Source organism: Nocardiopsis flavescens, from assembly GCF_900141985.1.
GTDB classification, from domain to species: Bacteria; Actinomycetota; Actinomycetes; order Streptosporangiales; family Streptosporangiaceae; genus Nocardiopsis; species Nocardiopsis flavescens.
On sequence record NZ_FQZK01000016.1, the window covers coordinates 38950 to 50585 of the forward strand.

At 74.9% G+C, this 11636-nt stretch carries 11 protein-coding genes; 4 read left to right on the plus strand and 7 right to left on the minus strand.

Translation table 11 applies throughout. From position 1 onward, the window contains the following. Positions 1 to 26: 26 nt before the first annotated feature. The 5 genes from BUE45_RS22485 to BUE45_RS22505 form a co-directional block, all read right to left on the minus strand. Entirely contained in the window at positions 27 to 773 is a 747-nt protein-coding gene (locus tag BUE45_RS22485) for a phosphoglyceromutase (RefSeq protein ID WP_073381404.1), read from the minus strand. Between the two features lie 157 nt (positions 774 to 930). Then, positions 931 to 1443: a YbjN domain-containing protein gene (locus BUE45_RS22490; protein ID WP_073381405.1), complete on the minus strand. Its 513-nt coding sequence runs from the start codon at positions 1441 to 1443 to the stop codon at positions 931 to 933. A gap of 34 nt (positions 1444 to 1477) precedes the next feature. Beyond that, positions 1478 to 2785: a D-inositol-3-phosphate glycosyltransferase gene (gene mshA, locus BUE45_RS22495; RefSeq protein WP_073381407.1), complete on the minus strand. Its 1308-nt coding sequence runs from the start codon at positions 2783 to 2785 to the stop codon at positions 1478 to 1480. Between the two features lie 108 nt (positions 2786 to 2893). After that, entirely contained in the window at positions 2894 to 3724 is an 831-nt protein-coding gene (locus tag BUE45_RS22500) for a hypothetical protein (protein WP_073381408.1), read from the minus strand. Between the two features lie 127 nt (positions 3725 to 3851). After that, positions 3852 to 4835 carry a YbgA family protein gene (locus tag BUE45_RS22505; RefSeq protein ID WP_073381410.1) on the minus strand — a complete coding sequence of 328 codons (984 nt, stop codon included), beginning with the start codon at positions 4833 to 4835 and terminating at the stop codon, positions 3852 to 3854. 98 nt (positions 4836 to 4933) lie between these two features. On the opposite strand from BUE45_RS22505, the gene BUE45_RS22510 reads away from it, so the two are divergent. Further along, the gene (locus BUE45_RS22510) at positions 4934 to 6232 is read left to right on the plus strand and encodes a cryptochrome/photolyase family protein (protein WP_073381411.1); all 1299 of its coding nucleotides are present in this window, start codon (positions 4934 to 4936) and stop codon (positions 6230 to 6232) included. 4 nt (positions 6233 to 6236) lie between these two features. On the opposite strand, the gene BUE45_RS22515 is transcribed toward BUE45_RS22510, so the two are convergent. Further along, positions 6237 to 6659, minus strand: a complete 423-nt coding sequence (locus tag BUE45_RS22515; protein WP_178378617.1) for a VOC family protein — start codon at positions 6657 to 6659, stop codon at positions 6237 to 6239. A gap of 273 nt (positions 6660 to 6932) precedes the next feature. Here BUE45_RS22515 and BUE45_RS22520 point away from each other — a divergent pair, with 273 nt between their 5' ends. The 3 genes from BUE45_RS22520 (at position 6933) to BUE45_RS22530 (ending at position 9136) form a co-directional block, all read left to right on the plus strand. Then, a complete protein-coding gene (locus tag BUE45_RS22520; protein ID WP_073381413.1) occupies positions 6933 to 7295 on the plus strand; it encodes a BlaI/MecI/CopY family transcriptional regulator in 363 nt (120 codons plus the stop codon). Between the two features lie 5 nt (positions 7296 to 7300). Continuing rightward, positions 7301 to 8245 carry a M56 family metallopeptidase gene (locus BUE45_RS22525; protein ID WP_073381415.1) on the plus strand — a complete coding sequence of 315 codons (945 nt, stop codon included), beginning with the start codon at positions 7301 to 7303 and terminating at the stop codon, positions 8243 to 8245. A 600-nt stretch (positions 8246 to 8845) separates the two neighbouring features. Further along, complete coding sequence (locus BUE45_RS22530; protein ID WP_073381417.1) at positions 8846 to 9136, plus strand: DUF2516 family protein; 291 nt, start codon at positions 8846 to 8848, stop codon at positions 9134 to 9136. Here the strand turns inward: BUE45_RS22530 and BUE45_RS22535 are convergent. Next, positions 9121 to 11553, minus strand: a complete 2433-nt coding sequence (locus BUE45_RS22535) for a hypothetical protein (RefSeq protein WP_073381418.1) — start codon at positions 11551 to 11553, stop codon at positions 9121 to 9123. The genes BUE45_RS22530 and BUE45_RS22535 overlap by 16 nt on opposite strands. Between the last annotated feature and the right edge of the window lie 83 nt (positions 11554 to 11636).

The following is an 11636-nucleotide window of genomic DNA, read 5'->3' on the forward strand; positions in this document are numbered from 1 at the left end:
GGCGCGGGCACGGGAGGCGGTAACGGCTACTTCTTGCCCTGGTTGGCGACCGCCTCGATGGCGGCCTCGGCGGCCTTCGGGTCGAGGTAGGTGCCGCCGGGGACCTTCGGCTCGAACGCGTCGTCCAGCTCGTAGACCAGCGGGATGCCTGTCGGGATGTTCAGCCCGGCGATGGCGTCGTCGTCGATCCCGTCCAGGTGCTTGACCAGCGCGCGCAGCGAGTTGCCGTGCGCGGTCACCAGCACGGTCCTCCCGGCGGCCAGGTCCGGGACGATCTCGTCGTACCAGTACGGCAGCGCCCGGTCGAGCACGTCCTTGAGGCACTCGGTGCGCGGCAGCAGCTCCGGCGGCAGGTTCGCGTAGCGCGCGTCCCCGGACTGCGAGTACGGGTCGTCGTCGGCGATCGGCGGCGGCGGGGTGTCGTAGGAGCGGCGCCAGATCATGAACTGCTCTTCGCCGTACTCGTCGCGCGTCTGCGCCTTGTCCTTGCCCTGGAGGGCGCCGTAGTGGCGCTCGTTGAGCCGCCAGCTGCGCCGGACCGGGAGCCAGTGCAGGTCGGCGGTCTCCAGAGCGAGGTTCGCGGTGCGGATCGCCCGCTTGAGCAGCGAGGTGTGCAGGACGTCCGGCGTGACGCCGGCCTCCTTGAGCAGCTCGCCGCCGCGGCGCGCCTCGGCTTCGCCCGCGGCCGACAGGTCCACGTCCACCCAACCGGTGAACAGGCCCTTCGCGTTCCAGACACTCTCACCGTGTCGGAGCAGTACCAGAGTTCCCATGGGGCAAAGCCTAGTGCCTGGCGGTGGGCCGCCACCGGCCCGGGGCGGCCGTATCCCCCGGGGTTCGCGCGTGCCGGGGGCGCGGCGCCGGCCGGGCCGTCGGCCGCGGGCCCGTGACCTGGCCGCCCGTCCCGCCCGCCTCCCGGCCGGGCACCGGTCAGTCCGCGTCGCCGCCCGGGACCAGGTGCGCGAACGCGCTCAGGTTGCGCATGTCGTGCCCCCGCTCGGCCCGCCAGCGCCACTCCCGGCGGATCGCCGAGGCGAACCCGCGCTCCAGCGCCCCGTTGAAGTTCTCGTCGGAGTAGGTGAGCACGCAGCCCAGCAGCCGGTCCACCTCGCCGGGGGTGACCCCCTCCAGCGGCAGCCGCCCCCGGATGTACACGTCGCCGGTCTCGTCCGCGGCGAAGGCCATCCCGTACATGTCGGAGTTCTTGCGCATCAGCCACAGGTAGAACCCGGCGTGGTTCTCGTCCGGCTGCCGGCAGAAGAACGAGGTCAGGGTCAGGCTGTGCGGCCCGGCCTCCAGCCACACCAGGGTCTTGAGCTTGGCCGTGCCCGGCAGGGTCACCAGGAACGACCCCTCCCGGGGGCGCTCCGACTCCAGCCCGGCCTCGGCCACCGCGCGGGCGATCGCCTCGATCGCCGCCGTGCGCGCCGTTCGTTCTCCCACGTCGTCCCGCTCCTCCCGGTTCCCGCGCCGCGCGTCAGCGCGCGGCGGCCAGCGGTAGCCCGGCGGGCGCCGCGTACGGGGTGATGCTCGCGCGGTACACGTCGAGCAGGTCGTCCACCGTCCGGTCCCAGCCCAGGGTGGCGGCGTGCTCCGGAGCCGCCTCCGCCAGCCTGTCACGGCGGCCGGGCTCGGCGATCAACCTGTGCAGCACCGCCGCGTAGTCGGCCGGGTCGTGCCCGTCCACCAGGACCCCCGAGCGCTCGCCCACGGCCGTGGCCAGTCCGCCCACCCGGGCGGCCACCACCGGCGTGCCGCAGGCCTGCGACTCCACGGCGACCAGGCCGAACGACTCCGAGTGCGAGGGTACGACGGTCGCCGTGGCCGCCCGGTAGTAGTCGGCCAGCCGCTCGCGGGTCTGCGGCGGCTCCATGCGGATCACGTCGGCGACCCCCAGGGAGCGCGCCAGGTCGGCCAGCATCCGGGGTTCGCTCATCCCGCCGCCGGACAGGCCGCCGACCACGCCCACGACCAGGCGCGAGCGCAGCGACGGGTCGCGTTCGAGCAGCCGTGCGGCGGCGCGCACCAGCACGTCCGGGGCCTTGAGGCGCTGCACCCTGCCCACGAACAGCAGCAGCTCGGTGTCCGGGGCCAGCCCGATGCGCTCCAGGGCGGCGCGCCGCGGCCCGGGTGTGAACACGTCCAGGTCCACGCCGGGCGGGATCACGCTGATCTGGTGGTCGCGGGCCGCGTAGTGCTCCTTGAGCTGGCGGGCCTCGTCGTCGGTGTTGGCGATGAGCCGGTCGGCCTGGTGCACGAGCTGGTCCTCGCCGCGCACCCGCGCGTCCGGTTCGGGCAGGTCCCCCTCGGCGAGGGCCGCGTTCTTGACCCGCGCCATGGTGTGCATGGTCTGCACCATCGGCACGTTCCAGCGGCGGGCCGCCGCCACCCCGGCCTTCCCGGACAGCCAGTAGTGGCCGTGCACGAGGTCGTAGCGGCCGGGCTCCTCGCGGGCCTCGGCGCGCAGCATCCCGAAGATGAACGGGCACAGGTACTCGGCGAGGGTGTTCTTGTCGAGGTGGCCGTAGGGCCCGGCGGCCAGGTGGCGCACGGACACGCCCGGGGCGAGTTCGACGACCGGCGGCAGGTCGGGGGAGGTCGCCCGGGTGAAGACGTCGACGGCGACCCCGCGCTCGGCCATCCGCCGGGCCACCTCGACCACGTAGACGTTGAGGCCGCCCGCGTCGCCGGTGCCCGGCTGGTCCAGCGGCGAGGTGTGCAGGCTGACCGTCGCCACCCGGGACGGAAGCACCGCGGATCCTCCCACGGGAACGATTCCAGTCACCGCCGGTCCTCTCAGGTCGTGTTCACACCTTTGTCATCAACAGCGACGAAGGTACACAGTGTTCCTGAGCCGATGATCCGAGGGGTGCGGGTATTGACCGCGGCCCTCCTAGGGTGTAAGAGCCCAGCCCGAGACCAGGAAGTCGACGGTGTCGGGCAGTGCGCGCCCCCACGGGGCCGCCGCGGTGCCCGCGGCGTGATCCGCGCCCGGGTCCCGGGTGGCGACCGTCATACCGCGCGCGGACAGGGCGTCGGCCAGCGGGCCGGTGTCCCCGCCGACCAGCAGGAGGCGGGTGGCCGCGGACTCGGCGACCTCCCCGTCGGCGGGATCCCAGAGCACCGCCTGGGCGACGTCGGGCGAGGCGGCGGCGGCCGGCACGGCGTCGCCGGCGCCCCCGACCGCCCGCAGCGCGCTCGGGCGCGCGTGGGCGCCCTCCACCGCACGCACCACGGCACGGGTGAGGACGGCGGGGGCCCCGTCGGTGCGCTCCGGTACCGCGACCACGAACTCCACGCCGGTACGGCACATCTCGCGGTCCAGCGCCGCCCGGGCGTCCCCGTCCACGGCGCCGCGGTGGTCGGTGCCCGCCCCGTGCAGCAGGTACAGGACGGGCAGGTCGGCGCTGTCGGGCCCGACCGGTCTGCGCACCCACAGCTCGCGCTCCCCGCCCGGCGCGGTCTCGTCGGGGATCGCGGAGACCTCGGCCGGCGCGGACTGCACGCAGGCGGAGACCTGCCCGGGCCGGGGGAGCGGGGCGGGGCGCCCCGCCCCGGGCGGCGGCAGGAGGGCGCTGCCCGCCAGCACCGGGTCGGGGCCCAGGTGGGCGCCGACCCGCTCCACGAGCCCTTCGGGCGGCAGGGCGGCGAGCGCGGCGGCGGCCACCGCCACCAGGCCGGAGGAGACGAGCACGAAGGCGCGCTGGGAGGACGTGGAGAACACCGGTGACCTCGGGAGGGGTCGGGGGTCAGGGGCATCCCGGCACGGAAGGGCCAGGGATGTCACTCATGGTAACCATCCCTGTCCCATGTGTGTGGGAAATGCGCGTCCCCCTTGCCCCGCGGGGCGCTCACACCGCCAGCGCGTGCCGCAGCCGCAGGTCCTCCGGGTAGGGGCGCAGATAGGTCTGGCAGCGCAGCCACTCCGGCCCGTCCGCCTCCCCGTGGTGGCGCAGCAGGGCCATCGGCAGGCTGAGCGGGGCGCGCTCCTCGCGGTAGTCCTCGACGGCGGCGAGCAGGTCGTGCCTGCGCGCGTCGTCCAGGCCCTCGCTGATCATCCCGAAGGCGTGCTGGAGGGCGTTGGCGTGCCTGCCCCGGCTCGTCCGCACGGCCAGCGCGCGGTGGAACGCCTCGGTGTACTCCTGTTGCGTCCGCTCCGGGTCGGACGCCCCGGCCCGGGCCGTGATGCGCCCCGTCTCCCGGTACCCCTCCGGCGAGTGCGCCATCAACTGGAGCTTGTGCCGGGTCTGGAACGCCACGAGGTCCCGGGGCCGCCACTGCGACTCCCACAGGGTGCGCAGCCGGGCGTGGGCGAAGATCCGCTCCACGAACGCCTCGCGCAGCGCCGCGTCCGACAGCCGGCCCTGCTCCTCGACCGGCAGGCCGGGCAGCAGTTCGGTGAGGCGCGCCGCGAACGCCCCGCGCCCCTTGCCGTCCACGCGCTGTTTGTCCTCGTCGAACACCGGCAGGGCCAGCAGCCCGCAGCTGGGCGACTTGTTCTTGAGCACGTACCCGTCCAGGCCGCGCAGCTCCTCCAGCCGGGCGTCGGCGATGCCCGCCAGCTCGTCGGTGCGGTCGGAGCCGTCCCCGCTGGAGATCACCCGGTTCTCCTCGCCCCGCCGCCGCAGGTGCAGGGTGGGCCGCGGGGTCCCCAGGCCGATCTCGGCCTCGGGGCACACCTCGGTCCACTCCACGTGGCGGTCGAGTTCGTCGGTGAGGAAGCGGTACCGCGAGTGGCCGCCGTTGTAGCGGACGGGAACCCCCAGCAGGCAGCTGGAGGCCCCCACCCGCGGCCTGACCTCTGTCTTCTCCGACCCCGGAGCGATGGTGTCCATGCTCTCCCCCTACCCGTTCCGGCGGCCGGGCCTCGTCCTCGACCGTCCGTGCCACTCACAGTGCCATTCGTTCACCGAGAGTGAGAGGATGGTGTGTCATGGCACACACCATTGTCCTGTTCACGCAGGACCTGCGCTTGCACGACCACCCGGCCCTGTGCGCCGCGCTCCGGAGCGGTGACACCGTGCTACCGGTGTTCGTCCTGGACCCCGCGCTGCTGCGCCGCTCCGCCCGCAACAGGGTCCGCGCGCTGCCCGGCATCCTCACCGAGCTGCGCGGGGGGCTGCGCGACCGGGGCGGGGACCTGGTCGTACGCCGGGGCGACGCCGCCGCCGAGGCCGCGGCCCTGGCGAAGGAGACCGGGGCGGACACCGTCCACCTCACCGAGGGGGTCACCCGCACCGCGGCCCGGCGCGAGGAGCGGCTGCGCGGCCTCGGCCTGGACGTGGTCTCCCACCCCGGGCTCACCGTCGTGCCGCCCGGCGACGTCACCCCCGCCGGCGGCGACCACTACAAGGTGTTCACGCCCTACCTGCGCGCCTGGGAGGCCCACCCCTGGAGGGCCGTCCTCCCCGCGCCGGAGCGCGTGTCCCTGCCCGGCGGCGTCGACCCCGGCGAGATCCCCGCCGAGCTGGACGAGGGGCGCGGTGAGACCGCCGAGCGCCCCCTGCGCCTGGGGGAGGAGGCGGCCCGGCACCGGCTGGACGCCTGGTTGGAGAGCGGGCTGGCCCACTACGCCGACCGGCACGACGACCTGCCCGCGGGCGCGACCTCGCACCTGTCCGCGGACCTGCGCCTGGGCTGCCTCTCGGCGCTGGAGGCGGCGTCCCTGGCGCGGGACGAGCCCGGCGGGGCCGAGTTCGTGCGCCAGCTCGCCTGGCGCGACTTCCACCACCAGGTCACCGCCGCCTTCCCCGACATGGCCGTACGCGACTACCGCCCGCGCGGCGCCCGGTGGCGTGACGACGCCGCCGCGCTGAAGGCGTGGAAGGAGGGCCGCACCGGGGTGCCCGTCGTGGACGCGGGCATGCGCCAGCTGCTGAGCGAGGGGTTCATGCACAACCGCGCGCGCATGATCACCGCCGCGTTCCTCACCCGCACCCTCCGGATCCACTGGCGGGCCGGGGCCGACCACTTCGCCGAGCACCTGCTGGACGGGGACGTGGCCGACAACTACGGCAACTGGCAGTGGGTGGCCGGGACGGGCAACGACACCCGCCCCAACCGGTCGTTCAACCCGCTGCGGCAGGCACGCCGGTTCGACCCGGAGGGGGTGTACGTGCGCCGCTACGTGGCCGAGCTGGCCGACCTGCCCGGCAAAGCGGCGCACACCCCGTGGGACTCGACCGCCGCGGACGGCGACTACCCGCCGCCCATCGCCTCCCCGGGCTCCTGACCCGCTACTGGACGCAGAACTCGTTGCCCTCGACGTCCAGCATGAGCACGTGGTGCGTGCCCGGCTCCCGGACCGTGCGCACCGCCGTGGCGCCCAGGCCCACCAGGCGCTCGGCCTCGGCGTCGCGGCGCTCGGGGCCCGCGTTGATGTCGACGTGCCAGCGGTTCTTGACCGTCTTGGGCTCGGGAACGCGCTGGAACAGCAGGCGGCGGCCGTCGGCGGGGTCGCGCACGGCGGCCGCGGTGATCCAGGCCCGGCGGCCGTTCACCAGGGTGGTGTGCTCCCGCGGGTCGATGACGCCGTCGGCGGTGAGCCGGTCGATGAGGTCCTGGTGGTCCTCCACCTCGTAGCCCAGGGCCGCGGCCCAGAAGGCGGCCATCCGGTGCGGATCGGTGCAGTCCACGGTGAGCTGCCAGTCGTGTGCCACGGTCGTTCCCCCTCGGTGCGCGGTCCCCGCCGCCTTCCTACCGCGCGGGTGCGATGATCCGGGTGCGGCGCGCGGGGGCCCGGGCGGGGGCTCCCCCCGGAGGCCGGGAAGCGAATCACCTCACAGATCCCTCACACCGCGTGGGACCCGGCGGTCCGGATCGGGACGTCGGACCCCTGCCGTCCGGGCTACAGAACCCTTGCCCCGTGGGACACCACGAATTAACGTGGGGGTACGACAGTGCGTAGTACGACCACAAGTAGACTCGAAGGCATGAATCGGCTCGGCGAACTTGAACGCGCAGTGATGGATGTACTGTGGGCACGAGATGAACCAATGACGGTTCGTGAGGTCGGTCGAGAGCTCGCCGAGCGGGATCTCGCGCACACCACCGTCATGACCGTGCTCGACCGACTGGCCAAGAAGAAGGTCGTCACCCGGGCACGCGAAGGCCGCGCATGGCGGTACCGCCCGGCAGCCAGCCGGGAGTCCTACGTGTCCGAGTTGATGTTCGACGCTCTCGGGCAGACCGGTGATCGTGACGCGGCCCTGGCCGCCTTCGTCCAGTCCATGGACGGCACGGGGGCTGAAGCGCTCCGGCGCGCACTCGCGGAAATCGAGCAGCCAAGGAACTAGTCCGTATGGTCAGTGCCGCCCTCCTCTCTCTCGTCGCGGTCGGCTGCCTCGTCGCCATGGGGCTCCTGCACCGGGCGAAGTGGCCCTCGCGCGGGCCCTACACGGCCGTGATCACCTGGCAGGCCCTCGGCCTCGCCTGGGGCGTCTCCACCATCGGTGCGCTCCTGGCCTTCGGACTCTCCTCCTACCAGCAGGGCGCCGCGGGCGGACTGCTGGCGCTGGCCACCGACATCGTCACCGGCCGCATCGTGGTCGCCGAACTCGCCCAGGGCGTCGAGGGCGTCCTGCACCTGGTGGCCGTGCTGCTCGCGGTCGTGCTCACCCTGGTGCTCTTCTACGGCCTGGTCTCCTCCTTCGTGCAGGTGGTACGCGTCCGCCGACGCCACCACGACCTCCTCGAACTCGTCGCGCGCGACCACCCCGACGTCCCCGGCGCCCGGGTCATCGAGCACCCGGCCGCCGCCGCGTACTGTCTCCCGGGTGTGCTCCGCTCCCAGGTCGTGATCAGCGAGGGCGCCCTCGCCGTCCTCGACAACCGGGAGCTGGCGGCCGTCCTGGCCCACGAGCACGCCCACCTGCGCGAGCGCCACGACCTGGTGCTGCTGCCGTTCTCCTCCCTCAAGCGCGCCTTCCCGCGGGTGCGGCTGGTGCGCACCTACTACGAGACGGTCGCCCTCCTCATCGAGATGTGCGCCGACGACCAGGCCCGCCGCACCAGCTCCCCGCGCGAGCTGGCCATGGCGCTGCTGCGGTTCGGCGCCGCCGGGCCCGCCCCGGTGCCCGCCGGGGCGATGGCCGCCGTCCAGGAGGCCGAGCCCGAGGTGATGCGCCGGGTCAACCGCCTGCTGCGGCCCGACGCCGAACTCCCGTACCACGCGGGCGCCGTGATCATGGGTGCCTCGGCCTTCCTGCTGGCCTCGGTCACCTGCCTCTGGCACATCACCATCTGACCCGGCGTCCCCGCCCCGGGCGCGGCACCGCCCGGCGCCCCTCTGTCCGGCGTCCCCGGCCGCCCGTGCACCGCGTTCCGCCGCGTTGCGACACCGCCCGGCGTCCCCGGCCGCCCGTCCGGGGCCTGCTTTCGTTCCCGCCCCCCGACCAGGCCCCGGGCGCGTCCGTCCTTTCCCGCACGCTGCCGCCCCGAGGCTTTTCACCCTCCCGGTCGCCCGTACGCGGTGTGCCGCCGTGCTGCGGCTCCTGCGCGCGGGTGGGCCCCGCCCGGTCGCCGCCCCCGCCCGTCCCGCCACCGTCGTGCCACCGTGCCCCCACGGGGTCCGGCCGTCCGCGCACCGTGCCGCGTCCCCGTCGCACACGCCCGTCCCGCCCGGGCCCCTGTCCCCGGCGGCCCCGCCGCCATTGCGCCACCGGCCCGCCGGTCCGGGGCCCTTTCGACCGCGACGGCCGCGTACCCTGGGGCCCGCCCGGTGATCCCACCTCCCCTCCGGTGTGACACGCCTCCGGGCACGATTCCCGCCCCCGATCCGTTTACCGTGGAGGACGGGCGGGACCCCCGTTCCCAGGAACATCGTCGGGAGAGTGTTGTGATCGGAATGATCTGGTTCGTCGTTTACCTGGTCACCTTCGTGGCCAGCCTGTACGCCCTGATCGAGGCGATCCGGACCCCGGCCGAGGCCTTCGCGATCATGGACAAGCAGACCAAGAAGCTCTGGGTCACCCTCACCGGTGTGGCCACCGGCCTCTCCGCGCTCGCGGTGTTCCTCAACATCGCCATCTTCATCCTGCTCTGCCTGGTCGCCACCCTCATCTTCCTGCTCGACGTGCGCCCCGCCGTCAAGGGCGTGGGCGGCGGCCGCAACGAGGGCCCCTACGGGCCCTGGTAGGCCTCCTCCAGCTCCGTGAGCATCCGGCGCAGCGCCTGCGAGTAGGCCGGGTCGTCCGTGTAGTACGAGTGACCCAGGATCTCCGGGCGCCGCGCCTCCCCTGGGAGCGCGTCGTAGGAGCGCGGGTCCGGCAGTGGCGCCTGCGGCTCCACCACCGCGGTCTCCGGGCCCGTCCCCGAGCGCATCCGCACCGGTCCGGCGATGGCGTCGGTGGTCCGCCACAGGTTGCGCCACCCCGCCACCCGGCCGCGCAGGTCCGCGAACGGCTCCGGGCCGAAGAAAGCGGGGAAGTAGCGCGCATACAGCCGGTCCAGCGGCGAGCCGTGGGTGATCAGCGCGACCCGGCCCAGGCAGTCGTCGGGCAGCTGCCACACCGTCGCCGCGGCCAGCACCGAGCCCTGCGAGTGCCCCGACAGGACCACGGCGGTGCCCTCGCGGGTCATCCTGGCGACCCGTGCCACCAGCTGCGGCACCGCCCGCTCGGCGTAGGAGGGCGGGGCCAGCGGGTGCGCCACCCGCGGCCAGAAGGTGCCCACGTCCCACAGGGCCCCCACCGCCTGCCGGGTCGGCCGGTCCCGGTAGGCGCTGCGGCCGATCCACACCAGGGCGGCGAGCGCGGCCCCGCCCAGCAGCGACCCCGCGCCGATGAGCGCCGACACCGCCCCCTGGGCGACCACCCGCACCCGCCCGGCCACGGCCACCGCCGCGGGCTCGGGCCCGTCGGGGGTGAGGTGCCCGGACAGGATCGAGTACAGCACCAGCGCGCCCAGCGCCGCCGCCGGGAGCAGCAGCGCCACCAGCACCCCGGGCACCACCTCGGTCATCCGCCCCAGCGCCCGCGCCCGCGCGATGTCCCGGGTCCGCCGGTCGCGGACGCTGCGCTCGTAGTCCTCGGTGACCCCGCCCAGGTGCGCCCGGGCGCTCCGCCGCAGCCGCACCGCCAGTACCGCCGCCACGGCCACCGCCAGCACCGCCTCCAGCGCGATCGCCAGCTGGAGCCAGGAGTAGACGGTGGGGGTCTCCAGCACCAGGCAGTCCCGGCCCGGGGTGGACAGCGCCCGGCAGCCGCTCAGCCACAGCGACCCCTGGTACACCAGCACCGCCGAGAACGCCCCGCCGGTCAGCGCACCCAGCGCCGCCGTGGCCGGCCCGGCCATCCCGCGCAGCGCCGCCCCCCGGTGCGCCCGGGCGCAGGCGTACAGCACCACGGCCGCGGCCAGGGTGATCAGCACCAGCGCCACCTGGGCGGTGAACAGGGCGTTGAGCACCGACGCGTGCCCGGGCAGCCGCCCCTGGGCCGTCCACCCCGGCCGCGGCCACAGCACGTACAGCGCGGTGGCGGCGGCCAGGACCAGAACGGCGTCGCGCAGCAGGCGGCACAGGCGGTCGGCCCGCGCGTTCCACCGCGGATCCACCCCCGGCACGAGCACACTGGCCGTGCTCACCAGCGCCACCGCCCCCAGCACCCCGACCAGCGCGACGCCCCACGGGCGGGCCGCGCCGCCCGCCAGGTCGTACAGCAGCGCGGGGACCGCCACCAGCAGCGCCAGCACCCCCAGCGCCACCGCGATGTGCGCGGAGCGCAGCCTCGCCATGATCTCGCTGTTGCGCCACAGGTCGGGGTGGCTCAGCGGGGCGGCGGGGTCGTACGCGGGCGGCGCCGAGGTGGTGACCACCTCGTAGTCGGCCGCCGTGCGCCGCGACAGCCGCCACAGCACCGCCACCAGCGCCAGCGGCACCAGCGACCCCACCAGCAGGGCCGGCCCGGGGGCCGACAGCACGGAGTCGGGCGAGGCCCAGAAGGACAGCCACGGCCGCGCCCGCACGCACTCCTCGCCCAGCCCGGCGGCGCACTGCCACCCGAGCAGGTCCACCCCGATCCCGGCGGCCGCCACCGTGATGAGCACGGTGAGGGTGAGCGCCAGCAGCCGGATCCCGGCCCCGTACACGTTGTCGGCCACCCGCGCCGTCCCGCGCAGGTTACGGCCGGCGCGCCCCGGCCGCATCCAGTACGCCACGTTGACCAGCATGAACGGCAGCAGGAGGAGCCAGAACGCACGCGAGGCGCTGCCCGAGGTGAGGTTGCCCCAGGCGAAGATCTCCCGCCGCACCCCGGGCACCGTCTCGGTGTCGGCGCCGCGCCGCCACCGGAAGAACCCGGCGAGCCCGTCGCCGCCCACCCGCATGGCGGGCTCGACGTCCAGCAGCTCCTCGGCCTGGCCGCCGCTGACCCCGTGGACCCGCAGCTCCACGCGCGCCCGCCCGGGGCGGGCGGCGGGGTGGGCGGAGCCGGGGTGCGCCCCCGGCCCGTCCTCGGGAGCCGGTGGCGCGGGGGTGTGCGGGGGCGCGGAGGGGAGGGGGCCGGCGGCGGGGGAGAGGGGTTCGTGGGATCGGAGGGACTCTGTTTGATCCGACATGCCAGCATCCTGCCACGCTCCGTGTCCGCGTGGCGGCGCGATCCGCGACCTGTGGAAAACCCTGTTCCCGGCGGCCGTCCCCG